We start from the raw sequence: 14,576 nt of genomic DNA, 5'->3' as shown, positions 1-14,576 counted from the left end.
TTGACAATGGCCGGTTGCGACCTTGAGCGTGATCTTGTCGGAGCACACGGTGGTGTGGAGCTTCGTCTCCACCGAGTCCTTCAGGTTGCTCACCCCCGAGCCGAGGGCGCGGAGAAGGGGGGATGCGTTGGTCGCGCGGCTCCCCCGCCCACGCCCAAGCCGCCCGGGCAGGCGGCTGTCGTTGAGGTCGAGGGCGGGAGGCGGTGGGAGATTGCGCGGGTTCCCTCACGCATGGCCGTCCCGCCCTCCCCTGCAACACAGCTTCTCGATCCCTTTTTGCTGCTCCTTCAGCCGGTTTCAGCGTGGTTCGTGTGCTCGCCAGGCATACCAGCTGGGCCCGGCCGTCGTGACGGCCGGGCCCAGCGAGGGGATGTGGTGCGCGGTCAGGTCACCATCGGTACCAGCGGCTGCGACCGCCGCCCGCGTTGGTGGAACGCGCCAGGAAGCCAAGGAGCCAGACCGCGAGAACGACGACTGCGACCCACCACAGAATCTTGAGAGCGAAACCTGCACCGAACAAAATGAGCGCCAGAAGCAGAACGAGCAGCAAGGGGACCATAGCTATCAACCTCCTGAATCTCGCTTTCCCTGCGATCTCCCTATCATTCCCCAAGGGCGCGATTGTTTACGGGAGCGAGTGCGGGGCATTCGAGGGTCACCGCGGAGTCCGGAAAGATCGTCAGAGGAGATGCATCTTCCGTGACAGCTTCCAAGAAGGCGCAGACCAGGCAGGTCAAGGGCAAGGCCAAGGCAGCTGCCGGACGCGCTGTCGGCAATGAACACACGACCGCCGAAGGACACGCCGAGAAGCCCAAGGGCGGTGCTCGGGAAGCCAATGAAAGGGCAAAGGACGCCTTCAAACGCTGACATCTCGTTGCTTCACACAAGAGCAGGACCCTCACTCCGACAACGGGTGGGGACCCTCTTGCATAGTTCCCTTTCCTTACCCGATTGCTGTCAAATCGCCGACCGCCTACGGCAATTCCGGCTCGGGTATGGGCATCGCCTGCCGAGGTAGTGTCTTCGAGCACTCGGCTGGTGCGGCCGGTGGAGCGCACGTCGTGCTCGATGCGCGCCTGGGCAAACCGGGCCAGTACAGCGCGCAGTTCCTTCTCCGCCGGAAGAACCATGGTGGCTCCTTCTCTCCAATGACACGCTCGCGTGGCGGCTGAACGCCACCGCGAGGAACAGGCTGCATGCGGGGCATCCGACGCCACCTGCAGCGGCGTCGAGCAGAACGTCAAGTGCCCCGCTTCGCGAGGCCTACGCCTGCAAGCATCGTGAGCCGGGCGCGAGGGACAGCGCAGCGCGCGCGGCGTTGGGCACGGCGGCGTGCAGGACGTCATCCCCAAGGACGCCTGCACAGACGGGGCCCCGGAACATGTACGGATCCCGGTACCCCTCCTGCCACTTTGCGCCGTGGCCGGCCACTACCCCGTCCCTGGCCGCACTCAGCCCAGCCTTGCCGGGCCACCCGACCGGCCCCGACCCCCCGGCCACGGACTCGACTACAGCAGGCCCGCTACAGCAGGTCCCAGCGCCGCGCACCACCTCAGCACCGGGGCTGGGGCAGAGGTCCGGCCCGCCGCTACGGGGGAAGCGACGGGCCGGACAGCCCCACAATGACACGCATTACCCCTCGCCGGAGACTGAAACGGGCGTGTTCCTACCGTGTCCCGACTTCCCGGCGCCCAAGAGCAGCACACTTCCTGGCGCCCAAGAGCAGCACAGCGGAGCGCCACCGTTCCCGACGCGGAGCGCTTCATCCGCCTCGCCCACACCAAGGCTCTGGCCGAGCAGGCCGCCACCAGGTGACCGGACCGGACGGGTCCCCAGGCACGACGATGACGTCGGCCGCCTGACCGGCCCAACCTTCGCCCTCAGGCCGGCCACACCGGGCCCCGGCACCTGGAGTCCTTCAATGGCCTGAGCGCGGATTCGTGGAAGGAAGGGCAGAAGAGTGCTCGGCAGCGGGACGCGAGAGGGAGAGCAACGTGGACTGGGGCCGGTTTGCGCAGCAGATGGCGTCAATGGCACGTGATCTGCTGGCGCAGGATTCGGTGGCCGCCACACTGCAGCGGATCACCGCTTCGGCCACCGAGCTGGTCGACGGCTGCGACGCGGCCGGCATCCTCGTGCTGCACGACAAGCGCGTGGAGCCCCTCGCCCCCACCCGTCAACTGGTCACCGACAGCGACCGGCTCCAGGAACGGCTGGGGAAGGCCCGTGCTTCGACGCCACCCGCATCTGGCACGGCGAGCGGGTCTTCCGTATCGCCGACCTCACCGGCGAACATCAGTGCTGGCCCCACTACGCCCCCAGGCCCACAAGCTCGGAGTGGGCACCATGATGGGCTTCCTGCTGTTCACCGAGGAAGAAGACCTCGGCGCCCTGAACCTCTACTCCCGCGAACCCGGCGCGTTCACCGCCACCAGGCAGCCGGCCGGCCTGCTGGCTACGACTTCCGTACGCGCGCGGCCCAGGAGAGCGACGTGGCGGCCTACCACCGCCTCCTGCGCCGTGCGCGGCGCCCGGATCAGGCGACGTCCTGCAGGACCTCGTCGCGCAGTTGATGGCAGCACCGGCTGATCAGCCTGGAGACATGCATCTGCGAGATCCCCAGCTGCTCGGCGATGTTGCTCTGGGTCATGTCCTTGAAGAACCGCATGTACAGGATGGCGCGATCCCGCTCTGGCAGGGCCTCGAGACGGGGCTTGACGGACTCACGGTCCACGACGGTCTCCAGAGCCTGGTCGGAGGCACCCAGCACCTCGCCGAGCGAGAGGCCGTCGTCGCTGCCAGGAAGGCCAGCGTCGAGGGACAACGTGCTGAAGCTCTCAAGCGCCTCGAGCCCCACCCGGACATCCTCCTCGCTCAGGTGGGCCCGCTCGGCGATCTCTCCGACAGTAGGCCAGCAATCGGTGACTCCCCACGACAACTCCTGGCACGCGACACGTACCCGGTTACGCAGATCCTGGACCCGGCGCGGCACATGCAGCGTCCACATGTGGTCACGGAAATGCCGCTTGATCTCACCCGTCACGGTCGGCACGGCATAGCTCTCGAATGCCTTGCCTCGCCCGGGATCGAAGCGGTCGACGGCCTTGACCAGTCCCAGGGCCGCGACCTGGCACAGGTCCTCGTAGCTCTCCCCGCGGCCGCGGAAGCGGCTCGCGATCCTGTTGGCCATCGGAAGCCAGGCCTCCACCAGTTCCTCACGCAGTGTCTCGCGCTGGGCACCCGGAGGCAGGGTGGCAAGCCGACGAAACGCCTGCTCGGTGTTAGGGGCGTCGTCGTGCGGACGGCGCTGCACGTTCGTCTGAGTTCGCATGGCGCATCGCAACTCTCAGGTGTTGGGATCGATGATCACCGTGGAATTGCGACCGCGTGTCGGACGGACCCACATCCAGGCGACGATGACGTCACTCCCACGGATGGGTGCCTCCGGTCCGAAACACTCATTCACTCTCATTCCCATGAACCCGGATACCAAACACCGCATTCACGAAATGTCGTTCGGCCTGACGGCCTGATGCTCCTTCGACGACAGGGCATGTACCGAGGGTTGCGGCAGGTCAAGGCCCGGGGTGCAGCCCTGGCGGCCAAGAGGAGACTCCGGCAGCCCGACGAAAGTTTCCCGCGACGATCAACACACCCAGCCGGGCCTCACCGAATCCAGACCCGCTGATACCGCGAACACTCGCCCGGACACTACACGTGAATTGCGACATACAGAAAGTAACGCGATAGATTCAGAGTGACCAAAGCTGCGCTGCTCATGGGTTCCGGGCAGATCGTCTGGACATCGCTCCACGAAGGGGGTCCCTGAAAGGACGGGAGGTGACGCCGTGCCCAGACCGTTGCGCGTCATGGTCAACGCCCCAGAACCCGACCACTGCGTGTTGACCGCAGCCGGCGAACTGAACGTGGTCACCGCCGCAGAGCTGCGCGCCGTTCTACAGCAAGCCGTCACGACCTACCCGCGCACGGTCGTAGACCTGGCGGGTTCTGCATTCTGCGACTGCAGCGGCCTCAGCGCCCGTCTGGCCGCGAGCCGCCACGCCAGGGAGCGAGGCGCTGTGCTGTGGCTCCGCTCGGTGCCGTACGCCGGAGCCCCCTTTCTGCGGCTGGCCCACCCCCACAACGCCTTCACCAGCGAGAGCAGGCACAGCCACTCGGCAGGAGTCACCTGACCCGCCAGTAGCAAACACCACAGCCCGCCCGCCTCAAGATCAATCAGGACATGACAGTGCCCCACGGGGACAGCTCTCATCCCCAGAACCGGGGACGCACGGTCAGTCACCGCTCACCACCACCGTCGGCGGTTCAACCGGCTCGAACAGTGCCATGGCTTCAGCGATGACATCCGCCAGGCAGTCGATATTTTGCATCACGTACGCCCCTGATGTGCGCCGCATCCAGTGGCGGGCCGCCCTGTTCGTGTTGCCCGCCAGCACTCTGTGGGCCCTGCTGCCCGTGATCACCGACGACCATCTGCACCAGGGCTCCGGCGGCTACGGCCTGCTGCTCGCGGCGCTCGGCTCGGACGCGGTCGCCGGGGCACTTGTCCTGGGCCGCCTGCGCAAGGTGCTGACTGGCCATCAACACCTCCTTTTGTCAGGCCTGCTCTATGGTTTCGGCGCCCTGGCCACGGCCCTGTCCACGAGCCTGCCCATTGTCGCCGTGGTGTCCGTCGGGGCCGGGGTGGGCTGGCTGATCACCCTGTCGACGCTCAACACCGCCATGCAGCTGCCCCTCCCCCGGTAAGTTTTCCGCGGTCCTGCAAGAGGGCCGCTGGCATCCGAGCCCGGCATGGCTGTTCCCCTCTGTCGAACGGATGACCTGAGGGGTGGTGCCACCGGGCCCGAGAGGCCCCGTCGGAGACACTGATGAGAGGTCCGACTACCGGCCCGGCCTGGCGCAACGCCCGGCCGCTTGCGGGCGGTCACCTACCTACCCGGACCGGCCAAGCGCCGGATCGCCGACCTGTATCCGGGCGAGGCCAAGACCGACGCCCGCGACGCGGCCGTGACCGCGGACGCCGCCCGGACGATGCCACACACCCTGCGCTCGCTGGAACCGACCGACGAGATCGCCGCCGAACTGACCGACCTGGTCGGCTTCGACCAGAACCTGGCGGCCGAGGCCACCCGCACCAGCAACCGGATCCGCGGCCTGCTCACCCCGTGCTCCCTGGCCGAGGGCGTCGCCGGGGATCTCTTGTGGTGGGAGACGGTTGGGCAGTTCCTCGGCCGGCACTGCGCAGGTTCTGCCTGGCCGCCGGGTTGCCAGGGTGGCGGCGATGGTGATCACGATGTGTTCGGCGAAGTCAGGTCCGGGCAGGGGGATTTCGTACTGAGGGTTTCGGTCGTAGCCGATCGCGACGGCGGTGGCGAAGTCGATGAGGGCGGTGGCGGTCTCGCTGTGCGTGCGGAGCACGGTCCTGGTGAGGCGGCTGAGGACGCACAGCACGGTGGGGATGTTGGTGCCGTCGGGCTTTGGCGCTGCCGCTCTCCTAACACGGATCGGTCATGGCTTTCGTAGCGACACGCAGCAGGCAAGGGGTGAGGAGGCGTCAGGAGATCACCCGGGAGGGCTAATAGTCATTCACTACGCCTGGTCTTCAGGCCGATTCACGTTCTGACGGGGCGGCAGGCAGGGCCGTATATACCCCGGTCAGCCCCCTGTCCCGACTCTCTCGATATGCACCGATACGACAGTTGTGAGTACGTTTGATCGCAGTCGGCTGACGAGCCGACGTCTCCGAGATATTTCAGACAGGAGAAGCGACATGAAGCTCGCTCGTTCCACCATGGTGACCGCAGGTGTCTCGGCCGCCGCAGCGCTCGCCGTGACCGGCATCACCTACGCCTCGGCGGCATCTGCCCAGGCACCCCAGGCGGTCCCGGCCGCCGCCTCGGCAGCGCCCTTCGGCGGCGACTCCGGGCAGAACAAGAGCAACAACAACGGAGGTCAGGGCAAGGGCAACGAAGGCCGGCGCGAGGAAGGCAGGCGCCACGAGGAGCGCAGAGGGGAGGGCCGGATCGAGGTCAACGAGCGGTCCTACTCCGCCCACCCCGGTGACTGCATCACCGTGGTCAGCGGCCTGGGCGCCAAGACCCTGAACATCCGCAACGACAGCCACAAGCGCGTGGAGGTCTTCCGCGGAGCGGTCTGCGACAACGGCGCCCCCATCGCCACCGTCGGCCCCCACAGCTCCTCCAACGGCGTCTGCCCGAGGATCAAGGACAAGGACGAGGACGAGAGCGAGAACTGTGAGGAGCGCGAGCACCACGAGAACGGCGAGCACCACGAGAACGGCGAGCACCACGAGAACGGCGAGCACCACGAGAACGGCGAGCACCACGAGAAGATGGAGGACGGCGTGAAGGTCAAGAACGGAGTCGTCGCCAGCTTCCGCGTGATCTGCGACCACGACGACCGCGGCGAGCGCGGCGAGCGCGGCGAGGGCGGCGAGGGCGGCGAGGGCGGCTGGGACTGACCCCGAAGCCGAGCAGCCCCATACAGGGCCCCGGCCCGCCGGAATCGAGCCAGGGTACCCAATCCCATTGTCGGGCAACCCATGCCCCATCCACGCACCACCGGCCCGGGCACCAGGCGTCGCATCCTGGTGCCCGGGCCGGCACCCCTTCTCCGTCGGCCGAACCACCCGGGGACTTCCACCCCGAACACCTCCCGCGGAGACCTCCGACCACCCCCTCGCCATCCGTTTGCCTCCCGGCGTTTCCACCGCCCCCGAACGGGTGATAAAAGACGGAGCCCGCTCGCCACGAGGCCGGCCTGGGATCCAGGGCACGGGCGGCCAGCCCGGTGAGCCCGCCGGCCGCTGGCCGCTGGCCGCCCCGGCCTGCCGGCCGCGTCCGCAAAGACGCCGGGCGTCCGAGGGTGCCGCCGGATCCATAGCCGCACTGATGACCTGAGCTGACGGCGAGCGGGGCATGGGCAGCACGCCTCCAAGTCTCAGCCGGTCGTACCACGCTGGAGTGACGGGGCGCTGGGCCGGACGTGTGGGCGCCGCCCGGCTCGTGCCGCGCTCAAGCACCACCACGAGCAGCCTGGCTTGCGACAACCGCCGCCTCTGTCGGCGGACCTGCGCGGCGGCGCCGATGCGCGACTCCGGCGAGCGCGCCGCGGCCCTCGGCTCCGGCCACCCGCAGAACACGGACTGACAGAACGAGGAGCGCGGCCTTCAACTTGCACCGGGCTGATGTCATTCCGCCCGTTGTTCAGGCTCAAACCAGGCCGACCGTGCACAGGTCTCGGACAACAAGTCCGGGCCCCGACCTTGCGGCGATCAGTCCCGCCTGCCGTGACCGTGCGGGGCCGTGACACTGCCCAGGAACTCCGGCTCCCGTTCGATCAGCAACTCCTCTGACCGATACGACGATGGATTCTCAAGCGTCGGGGTGCGCCGGCAGGGCGAGCCAGTCCGACCAGGATATCTCACGGCCGATGAAGCGCGGCTGCTCAAACGGCCAGTCGGCGGCGATCCACTGCGGCACCAGCGCATCCAGAACCTGCTCGACCCTGCTGCCCACCAGCTCGTCCACCACCCACCAGGAGATCTCGCCGTCCGCGCCGACCTTCTCCGGCGGATCGATGTAGACGCAGCCGAACAGAGCCGCCTCCGCCGCATCGAACAGCGCGTAGTTGAAGGACTGATGTGCGGCGATCTCCTTCTCGTGCCGCAACAGGTCCGCCTGGTCGGCCTCGTAGGTCATGGTGGCCGCGGGCCACCCCCAGGCCGGGCCGAAGATGCTCCACAACCGCTCGCGCGAGCCCATCACGGCCGGATAGTCGAGAGGTGTGTCCGCCTCTCGGATCGGCCGCAAATGATTTCCGACTCCCGGCAGCGGCACCAGGACAGGGTGGACGAAGTCATCGGGAAGCCAGCTCATGGCGCCCGACCGTAGCACCACGCCTGCGTCTGCTCCCCAGGGTTTTCTCCGTACCCACGCACGGACCGCCATCCCCGATCGGTACGACAACGGCTTCGGAGGCCAGACGACGATGCCAGTCTGCACTGACGGTGACGCGCCGTCTGCCGTGGGAACGGTGGACCCTGTTCAGGCCGGAGCGAAGGCTGTACCCACCAGCCGTGACAGCGACCAAGCTGCTGCACTGGTCCAACTGGCGCCGACCTCACCAAGCAACAGCCCGACGCAGCCACTACCGACGCCGAATCGCCGGCGAACCCGCTGGATAGATCACGAAACGTACTGGAGTACTGGGTGATCGGGTCCGGGTCGCCGGGCGGGCGCGTGCGACCCAAGGCGGACGGACAGCTCCTGCTGGGGCATGATCCATTTGCGACCGGCGGCCGACGCGGCAAGGCCGGTACTGCGGCCAGAATCGTCGCCATGCCAATGTTCTCCGCCCTGCAGACCCTGCCCGATGTCCCGCGCTGGGCGCGCAACGCAGCGCGCCTGGCGGTCCTGACGCCGCTGCCGTCCAGCCTATGGCGGCTCCCGATGGCCTGGGGCTGGATGATGGGCTTCGGCCCGGAGGCCAAAAGGACGCTCCACGTGCCCGGCTGGGGGTCGCTCTACATCGTGGGCCTGACGGTGTTCTCGGAGGTCTTCGCCTTCCTGACGCTCGGCCTGGTGCAGTCCTGGGGCGAGGTCTGGCCGCGCTGGATGCCGGGCCTGCGCGGCCGCCCGGTGCCGGTCCCGGCCGCAGTGATCCCCGCCCTGGTTGGAGCCGGCCTGGTCATGGTGTACTCCATGGGCCTGATCCACAACATGTTCGTCAATCCGGACCCCGACGCTCCCCACGGCATCTCCGTCGTGGTCCTGAACCTCTGCTACGCGCCCATCATCCTCTGGGGGCCGCTGCTAATGGCAGTCACCGTGCATTACTGGCGCCGCCGACGTCAGACGTGACCGCCGGACGCGGCCCGCACTCAGGCACGGTCGAAGCGTACAGAGCACAAACTCGCACTGGAGTACAGTGCGTTCAGCGGCAGTTCGGTCCGCATGTGGTTCGCGATCTGCCAGCCGACGATCATCCGCGAGTACACGTCCAGGACGAGCGCCACGTATGCCCACCCGGACCAGGTGCGCACGTAGGTCATGTCTGCCACCCACAGCTGATCGGGCCGACTGGCTGTGAAGTCGCGGTCGACCAGGTCGGGCGGGCGGGGCGCCGACGGCTCCGCCACGGTGGTCCGCCGCCGCTACTCCCGAATGACGCCTTCCAGGCCCAGCTCGGCCATCAGCCGCTCGACGGTGCAGCGGGCCACGTCGGCACCTGTGCAGCGCAGGGCCTGGGCGATCCGGCGGGGCCACAAGTGCCGCCCGAATCGCCATGAACCCGCTCGATCGGCGGCATGAGCTGCTCGTCGCGGAGCCGACGGGCCGACTTCGGCCGCTTCTTGCGGGCGAAATAGGTGGACGGCGACAGCTCCAGAACCTGGCAGATGGGATCGACCCCGAGGCCCTTGTCACGAAGGTGGTCGATCACCTGCTCGGCCTCGTCTGGGCACGCTCGATCTCCATCTCCTGGGCAAAAGACACACTGGCCGCTTTGAGGATCTCGTTCGCGCGCCTCAACTCCAATACTTCTTTGCGGAGTTGTTTGAGCTCGTCCTGCTCGGCGCTGGTCAGTCGATCATCGCGCTCGCCGCGGTCGGCCTCGCCTGGCGGACCCAGCCGCGCAGGGCCTCCTTGTGGATGCCCAGGTCCTTCGCGACGTGTGCGATGGGACGGCCGGCGGCCCGGACCTCGCGGATCGCGCGCTCGCGAAGCTCGTCGGGGTATTTACGGGGTACTGCCATGGGTGCTGGTGGATCTCCTTCGCCAGGACCGTAACCCTGGCATCAGGGACTCCACAAATCCCGGTACAGCTCAGGGCGGCGGGGCCCGCAATGGTGGTTCGGTGTCGGCGCCTCAACCTCCGTCCCTGAATGCCGCTCTACACGCTTGCGGTTGACGATCACGCCACCCGCGCGAAGCTTGGCGGTGATCCGCTTGGCCCGAGTTGTCGGGGTGCCCTGGCGTCGCAGTCTTGCGTGTCGATGCCGGGGCCGGCTGCGGGTCGATGCGTGTCAGTTGGTGCGGTTGGACCAGCCTTCGGGGAGATCGCCGGGGGCTACTGAGATGACGGTGTCGTCGTCGGTGCCGACGTACTCGAACAGAGTGATCTTCGCGAACTCGGGGACGATGTAGATGGGGTAGGTCGGGCCCTGGTCACGATAGGTGCGCATCTTGTCCAGGTGGTCGTTCTGGAACAGGACGGTGCGCTCGCCGTGATTGCGGATCCAGTCCGGGAAAAAGATCACGCCGTGCAGGAGGCGCTTGCCGGGGATGACGTTCACCGTGACCGAGGTTCCGGTGGGCTCGTTCCAGGACACCTTGTAGCTGCCCTCGTCGAGCTGGACGAGGTCGACCTGCTGGCCCTTGACCCAGCGGCCGCCGACGTGGCCGCTGTGGATGCGGTAGTCGATGGTGTGGTCGTTCTTGACGTACATCTCGTACTGCCAGCCGTTGGCGTAGGTGTAGATGAAGCGGTGGCCGACGATGCCGGAGAGGTCCTGCGCAGGGACCGGGTTCTCGACGGTGGTCATGGTGATGCCTCCTTGCGGTGTGGTGCCGGGGATTGCGTCCCCAACCCCTTCAGTTTTGCACCAAAACTATTTTGTTGCAAAATCTGGCATGCGTCACAATGGACGCATGGACACCGCAACCGAGTTCGGCCGACTCCTCGGCCCCCTGCGCCGGGCCGTACTGCGCACACGCCGCCTCGAAGGCCTGCCCGACCTTCCCGAGGCACAGATCGAGCTGCTGCGCGTGCTCGCCGACTCCGGCCCACTCTCTCCGAGCGATGCCGCAGCGCGGCTCAACGCCGCGCCATCCACCGTCAGCAACCTCGTGCGCACCATGACCGCGGCGGGCCTGGTCGAGCGCACCCCTTCCGCCACCAACCTGCGCACCGTCCAGCTCACGGCCTCACCTCGCGCCCTGGTCATGCTCGAACGCTATGACCGCATCAGCACCGCCGCACTGCGCCAGGCACTCGACAACCTCAGGCCCGACAGCCGCCGAGTCATCGACCAGGCCCTGCCCGCCCTCGCCGAACTTCTCGCCGGCCTGGAGGCGGCGGGTCCGGGAGGCAAGGGCTGATAAGCCACTGATCTGCTCCGCGAACTGGAAACAACTCTGTGCGGACAGGGACGCCGGGAGCATCACGAAGGACGCGCGTCACGCCACAGATCCGCGATCACGCCTCCGGGATCCACTGACAGACATGCAGACCTACCGAAACGGCCCGAGCCAAGGCCGCCGGCGTGGCAGAGACAATCCACGCCGCAACCGGCTTCCCCCGCCGCCCCTGCGAGCGTCCGGAGGTCCTGCAGACCGCCCGATACGCCAACGGCAAGTGGGCCCCGACCAAGCAGCTGTTCAAGAGCTGGTCCTTCTACGACTTCACCGACGTGGCACAAAACGGCCGACTGCGTCTGTTCATCAAGCAGCCCACCGGCCGGGACGTCACCTTCGAGGAGGCCACCCAGAACCCGGACGGCAGCTGGCCCGCCCCCACCCCGATGCACGGCCTGGCACCGGTGCCGGTGACCTCCAAGCCGACGCGGAACTACCTCGCGGCAGCCGTCGCAGGAACCCACGTGCACCTGGTGTACATCCACACCAACGGCCGCCTGATGCACACCATGGAGCGGTCCGACGGCACCTGGACCGCTCCCGACCAGGTGGCGCCGGGCGGCGCCTACCGCAACGACTGGTTCGAGCGCCTGTCGGCCGCCTCTGTCGGCGGAGGGCTGCAGGTGGCCGCGGTGGACCAGATCCACCGCACCGTTCTGCACACCGCGCTCGGCGCGAACGGCAGGTGGACGCAGTGGAGCAACGTGCTGACCAACGGCCAAATCGCGCAGTACCACACCATCCGCAGCGCGAACGGGCACTGAAACACCTGGGACGGCATCAATGCGCGGGGGGACTTCAACCACGCTGGTTTCAACGGCACCGTGCTGAACGAGGTCACCTCCGTCAACGTTGCAGGAAACCTCCAGCTCGTTTTCGCCTCCGACGACGACCGCGGCACCCTCTTCCACACCATGCGCAACGCCAACGGCGCCTGGACCCGGGCAACGCTGGTCCAGCACTACACGCACATGTCCGCCTGGCGGCCCGCCGGAGTGGCTGGATCATCCGGCTGAACCGCGGCCGGGACACAAGCGTAGAGGCCCGGCCCGCCGCTACGGGGGAAGCGACGGGCCGGACAACCCCACAACGACACGCCTAACCCCTCGCCAGGCACTGAAACCGGCATGTCCGTCACCCTGCATCGAGCCGCCGAACTGTGGGCACAGCATTGGCGCGCGATCTACAGAGCGGCGCTCGGCCAGGCCTCCGGGTACCGAACTCTCGCGCATCCTCACCGGCCCAGCAGGCGCTGCCTCGGGACCGTGCGGCACCGGACATACCGCCGTCGGCCGGGATGAATCACTGCGGCCGAGGCTTACGCAGACGGATGTACTCCTTCGACCGCTCAACCCGTGCACGGTGCGGCCCGCCCGGACTCTTGCAGCGCGCCTCCGGGCCCTGCCCGCAGTCCGGGCACGTCACCTGGTACACCCGCCAAGGCCGCGTGCCGACTTTCGGATTCGCCGTCTGCTGGGCTTTCCGTTCGTCCACGATCGGCCGCGCCCGCTCGTCATGAGGGAAGTCGCGCACCTTGCCGACATCAGTCCCCTCAGCGAGTACGCAGTCCTTGCCCTGCCCCGCGTGACAGCGTGGACAGCTCCTCTAGATCCAGTAGCGGCGTGCCACCTGCCGTGCCGGCAGTCGGCCCCGCACCCACGGCGAGCCACATACCCGGCGAACCGCGCCGACGGCAAGATGGCGGCATGGCACGCACAATGACCAAGGATGAGTGGCAGGAGTTCCTCTCCGAAGGCACCCGTACCGGAAAACTGTCGACCGTACGGGCCGACGGCAGCCCGCACATCGCACCGGTGTGGTTCCTCATGGACGGCGACGAGCTGGTGTTCAACACCGGCAAGAACACCGTCAAGGGCCGCAATCTCGCCCGCGACGGCAGGGTGGCACTGTGCGTCGACGACGAAAGGCCGCCGTACTCCTTCGTGGTGGTGAGGGGGACGGCGGTGCTCAGCGAAGAGCTGAGTGACGTACGGCACTGGGCGACCCGGATCGCGGCCCGCTACGTGGGCGAGGAGCGTGCGGAGGAGTACGGCGCCCGCAACGGCGTCCCGGGCGAACTGGTGGTGCGGGTAAACATCGACAAGGTGACCGCAGCCGCGTCCGTCGCGGACTGACCGGCTGCGGCGTCCGTCCAGGACGTCCGCCAGTCCACGGCCCGGCCGGCATCGAGAGTGGTGCCCGCATCATGGTCGGGGTGCCGGGCCAGGAGAGTGATCAGTGATGACGACATGCGGAAGCGGTCCGTGGTGATGAGGCGTCAGACACCTCGATCATCACGGACCGCTTCCGCTCCTTGATCACAGCCCTAAAGTCAGCTACGGCCCACCGAGGTCTTTGCAGTGCATCTCGCCACCCGGTCTTCCGCCATGGTCAGCAGTTCGGTGGCGCCGCGAGGCGCTTCATCTCATGCACGGAGAAGATCACCCGCTGGTCTGGGACGGCCTTCTTGATGGTGCGGGCGAAGTCCATCGCCTTGACGAACTCCGGCCGGACCTTGACGCGGGTGCTGATCTTCTCGGAGAAGACCGGATCGCACCCGGCTCCCGCCAGGGCGTCGAGTTGGCTCTGAAGCTCCTGCTGGGCGGTACTGCAACGGGCGTACCCCACCCTCGTGGGCTGCGCCTGGGCCTCGGGTACCGCGGCGTCGATCGCCGGTCCCATCTCCCACGCGAGGCCGGGGCCGCGGTCGGCGGGGGTCTTCACCTCCAGCTCGGCGCGGAGCTGGGGGAAGAGCATGAAGCGCGGGGTGTGGTATTTCGGGGCGACCTTGCCGCCGCGGGTCCGGCAGGCGTTTCCCGCCGGGGCGGAACAGGTGGGGCAGTCGAACCGTTCGACGGCGGCGGCCGGTTCAACGAGCTCTGGCATGTCGCAGAACCCATCGCGAAGGGCATTGCGCGAAAGCCGGTTTGCGAGAGGTTATGAGAACGAAGATCAGGGGCAAACCGGACACGGTCCCGCGGGGGGCCGTGATCTCTCAGAATTACTCATTTCTGCGAGCACGAAACCGGCCGTCATCAGGCAGGCATCACACTTCCGCAACCGGCCCAGCCGAACCTGCTGGCGGTGGTGGCCGACCTCGCTGACGCCGCGGCTGCCGGCCCGCTGCTGGCCGAACTCGGCGACGCCATCCGCACGCTCACCGCGGGAACCGATCCACGACTGCTGGGCTGCACCCGGGCGCTCTCACCGTGACGATCGGCGTGGGCCCCCGCCTGGTGCGCAGGGCCGACCCTTCCCTGCCCGGCGCGACGGACCTCCCCCGGTTCTCCCGCGAGCAGACCGCCCCACAGGCACCACGACAACCGCCAGCGCGACATTCCTGATCCTCCCCCGGCTTCGACCACCAAGACCCGCTCGGCGCGCAGATGTTCCACTGCC

The 14,576-nt window shown here is 67.7% G+C and carries 18 protein-coding genes and 5 pseudogenes; 12 read left to right on the top strand and 11 right to left on the bottom strand.

The window, feature by feature from the left end:
* Positions 1-388 precede the first annotated feature (388 nt).
* Complete coding sequence (locus GQF42_RS43160; protein ID WP_158929178.1) at positions 389-559, bottom strand: hydrophobic protein; 171 nt, start codon at positions 557-559, stop codon at positions 389-391.
* 140 nt (positions 560-699) lie between these two features.
* Here GQF42_RS43160 and GQF42_RS43155 point away from each other — a divergent pair, with 140 nt between their 5' ends.
* Positions 700-867, top strand: coding sequence for a CsbD family protein (locus GQF42_RS43155; protein WP_158929176.1), 168 nt, complete (start codon positions 700-702; stop codon positions 865-867).
* Between the two features lie 146 nt (positions 868-1,013).
* Here GQF42_RS43155 and GQF42_RS43150 read toward each other — a convergent pair.
* Positions 1,014-1,130: pseudogene (locus GQF42_RS43150) on the bottom strand (DUF5133 domain-containing protein); the annotation flags it as partial.
* An 891-nt stretch (positions 1,131-2,021) separates the two neighbouring features.
* Between GQF42_RS43150 and GQF42_RS46650 the strand changes: the two are divergent.
* Positions 2,022-2,454 (top strand): annotated as a pseudogene (locus tag GQF42_RS46650) (GAF domain-containing protein); the annotation flags it as partial.
* A gap of 82 nt (positions 2,455-2,536) precedes the next feature.
* Here GQF42_RS46650 and GQF42_RS43145 read toward each other — a convergent pair.
* The gene (locus GQF42_RS43145) at positions 2,537-3,331 is read right to left on the bottom strand and encodes an RNA polymerase sigma factor SigF (protein WP_158931296.1); all 795 of its coding nucleotides are present in this window, start codon (positions 3,329-3,331) and stop codon (positions 2,537-2,539) included.
* Between the two features lie 517 nt (positions 3,332-3,848).
* On the opposite strand from GQF42_RS43145, the gene GQF42_RS43140 reads away from it, so the two are divergent.
* From GQF42_RS43140 to GQF42_RS46645, 4 genes and pseudogenes are all read left to right on the top strand, one after another.
* The gene (locus GQF42_RS43140; RefSeq protein WP_158929174.1) at positions 3,849-4,193 is read left to right on the top strand and encodes an STAS domain-containing protein; all 345 of its coding nucleotides are present in this window, start codon (positions 3,849-3,851) and stop codon (positions 4,191-4,193) included.
* Between the two features lie 154 nt (positions 4,194-4,347).
* A complete protein-coding gene (locus GQF42_RS43135) occupies positions 4,348-4,767 on the top strand; it encodes an MFS transporter (RefSeq protein ID WP_325100402.1) in 420 nt (139 codons plus the stop codon).
* A gap of 138 nt (positions 4,768-4,905) precedes the next feature.
* Positions 4,906-5,274, top strand: a pseudogene (locus GQF42_RS43130) (IS110 family transposase); the annotation flags it as partial.
* Positions 5,275-5,791: 517 nt separating this feature from the next.
* On the top strand, positions 5,792-6,502 hold the full coding sequence (locus GQF42_RS46645) for a hypothetical protein (protein ID WP_233273699.1): 711 nt from the start codon (positions 5,792-5,794) through the stop codon (positions 6,500-6,502).
* Positions 6,503-7,415: 913 nt separating this feature from the next.
* On the opposite strand, the gene GQF42_RS43120 is transcribed toward GQF42_RS46645, so the two are convergent.
* Positions 7,416-7,919 carry a GNAT family N-acetyltransferase gene (locus GQF42_RS43120; protein WP_158929170.1) on the bottom strand — a complete coding sequence of 168 codons (504 nt, stop codon included), beginning with the start codon at positions 7,917-7,919 and terminating at the stop codon, positions 7,416-7,418.
* Between the two features lie 462 nt (positions 7,920-8,381).
* Here GQF42_RS43120 and GQF42_RS43115 point away from each other — a divergent pair, with 462 nt between their 5' ends.
* Positions 8,382-8,903, top strand: a complete 522-nt coding sequence (locus GQF42_RS43115; RefSeq protein ID WP_233273698.1) for a hypothetical protein — start codon at positions 8,382-8,384, stop codon at positions 8,901-8,903.
* Positions 8,904-8,923: 20 nt separating this feature from the next.
* On the opposite strand, the gene GQF42_RS43110 is transcribed toward GQF42_RS43115, so the two are convergent.
* The 5 genes from GQF42_RS43110 to GQF42_RS43095 form a co-directional block, all read right to left on the bottom strand.
* A complete protein-coding gene (locus GQF42_RS43110; protein ID WP_158929168.1) occupies positions 8,924-9,181 on the bottom strand; it encodes a DDE-type integrase/transposase/recombinase in 258 nt (85 codons plus the stop codon).
* A gap of 15 nt (positions 9,182-9,196) precedes the next feature.
* Positions 9,197-9,262, bottom strand: a complete 66-nt coding sequence (locus GQF42_RS47920; RefSeq protein WP_375993574.1) for a hypothetical protein — start codon at positions 9,260-9,262, stop codon at positions 9,197-9,199.
* Positions 9,235-9,483 (bottom strand): hypothetical protein, encoded by a 249-nt coding sequence (locus GQF42_RS46640; protein WP_233273697.1) that lies wholly within the window; start codon positions 9,481-9,483, stop codon positions 9,235-9,237. Before GQF42_RS46640 ends, GQF42_RS47920 begins: the two co-directional genes overlap by 28 nt.
* A 139-nt stretch (positions 9,484-9,622) precedes the next feature.
* A complete protein-coding gene (locus GQF42_RS43100; RefSeq protein ID WP_158929164.1) occupies positions 9,623-9,796 on the bottom strand; it encodes a transposase in 174 nt (57 codons plus the stop codon).
* A gap of 270 nt (positions 9,797-10,066) precedes the next feature.
* Entirely contained in the window at positions 10,067-10,585 is a 519-nt protein-coding gene (locus GQF42_RS43095) for a phenolic acid decarboxylase (protein ID WP_158929162.1), read from the bottom strand.
* 106 nt (positions 10,586-10,691) lie between these two features.
* On the opposite strand from GQF42_RS43095, the gene GQF42_RS43090 reads away from it, so the two are divergent.
* The 3 genes from GQF42_RS43090 (at position 10,692) to GQF42_RS43080 (ending at position 12,193) form a co-directional block, all read left to right on the top strand.
* Entirely contained in the window at positions 10,692-11,141 is a 450-nt protein-coding gene (locus GQF42_RS43090) for a MarR family winged helix-turn-helix transcriptional regulator (protein WP_158929160.1), read from the top strand.
* A 164-nt stretch (positions 11,142-11,305) separates the two neighbouring features.
* Positions 11,306-11,941: a hypothetical protein gene (locus GQF42_RS43085; RefSeq protein WP_158929158.1), complete on the top strand. Its 636-nt coding sequence runs from the start codon at positions 11,306-11,308 to the stop codon at positions 11,939-11,941.
* Between the two features lie 60 nt (positions 11,942-12,001).
* Complete coding sequence (locus GQF42_RS43080; protein ID WP_158929156.1) at positions 12,002-12,193, top strand: hypothetical protein; 192 nt, start codon at positions 12,002-12,004, stop codon at positions 12,191-12,193.
* Positions 12,194-12,479: 286 nt separating this feature from the next.
* On the opposite strand, the pseudogene GQF42_RS48015 reads toward GQF42_RS43080, so the two are convergent.
* A pseudogene (locus GQF42_RS48015) lies at positions 12,480-12,767 on the bottom strand (hypothetical protein); the annotation flags it as partial.
* Between the two features lie 116 nt (positions 12,768-12,883).
* Here GQF42_RS48015 and GQF42_RS43075 point away from each other — a divergent pair.
* A complete protein-coding gene (locus GQF42_RS43075) occupies positions 12,884-13,312 on the top strand; it encodes a PPOX class F420-dependent oxidoreductase (protein ID WP_158929154.1) in 429 nt (142 codons plus the stop codon).
* A gap of 256 nt (positions 13,313-13,568) precedes the next feature.
* Here GQF42_RS43075 and GQF42_RS43070 read toward each other — a convergent pair whose 3' ends face one another.
* Positions 13,569-14,063 (bottom strand): zinc finger domain-containing protein, encoded by a 495-nt coding sequence (locus GQF42_RS43070; protein WP_199272994.1) that lies wholly within the window; start codon positions 14,061-14,063, stop codon positions 13,569-13,571.
* Positions 14,064-14,201: 138 nt separating this feature from the next.
* On the opposite strand from GQF42_RS43070, the pseudogene GQF42_RS43065 reads away from it, so the two are divergent.
* Positions 14,202-14,491: pseudogene (locus GQF42_RS43065) on the top strand (Dyp-type peroxidase domain-containing protein); the annotation flags it as partial.
* Between the last annotated feature and the right edge of the window lie 85 nt (positions 14,492-14,576).

It is taken from the genome of Streptomyces broussonetiae, from assembly GCF_009796285.1.
GTDB classification, from domain to species: domain Bacteria; phylum Actinomycetota; class Actinomycetes; order Streptomycetales; family Streptomycetaceae; genus Streptomyces; species Streptomyces broussonetiae.
The sequence above is the reverse complement of the archived record's forward strand: the minus strand, read 5'-3'. Positions and strand labels throughout refer to the sequence as shown.

Coding starts and splice junctions, on each gene's coding strand:
- GQF42_RS43160 (WP_158929178.1), bottom strand. CDS start 559: ATGGTCCCCTTGCTGCTCGTTCTGCTTCTGGCGCTCATTTTGTTCGGT.
- GQF42_RS43145 (WP_158931296.1), bottom strand. CDS start 3,331: ATGCGAACTCAGACGAACGTGCAGCGCCGTCCGCACGACGACGCCCCT.
- GQF42_RS43135 (WP_325100402.1), top strand. CDS start 4,348: ATGGCTTCAGCGATGACATCCGCCAGGCAGTCGATATTTTGCATCACG.
- GQF42_RS46645 (WP_233273699.1), top strand. CDS start 5,792: ATGAAGCTCGCTCGTTCCACCATGGTGACCGCAGGTGTCTCGGCCGCC.
- GQF42_RS43120 (WP_158929170.1), bottom strand. CDS start 7,919: ATGAGCTGGCTTCCCGATGACTTCGTCCACCCTGTCCTGGTGCCGCTG.
- GQF42_RS43115 (WP_233273698.1), top strand. CDS start 8,382: ATGCCAATGTTCTCCGCCCTGCAGACCCTGCCCGATGTCCCGCGCTGG.
- GQF42_RS43100 (WP_158929164.1), bottom strand. CDS start 9,796: ATGGCAGTACCCCGTAAATACCCCGACGAGCTTCGCGAGCGCGCGATC.
- GQF42_RS43095 (WP_158929162.1), bottom strand. CDS start 10,585: ATGACCACCGTCGAGAACCCGGTCCCTGCGCAGGACCTCTCCGGCATC.
- GQF42_RS43090 (WP_158929160.1), top strand. CDS start 10,692: ATGGACACCGCAACCGAGTTCGGCCGACTCCTCGGCCCCCTGCGCCGG.
- GQF42_RS43075 (WP_158929154.1), top strand. CDS start 12,884: ATGGCACGCACAATGACCAAGGATGAGTGGCAGGAGTTCCTCTCCGAA.
- GQF42_RS43070 (WP_199272994.1), bottom strand. CDS start 14,063: ATGCCAGAGCTCGTTGAACCGGCCGCCGCCGTCGAACGGTTCGACTGC.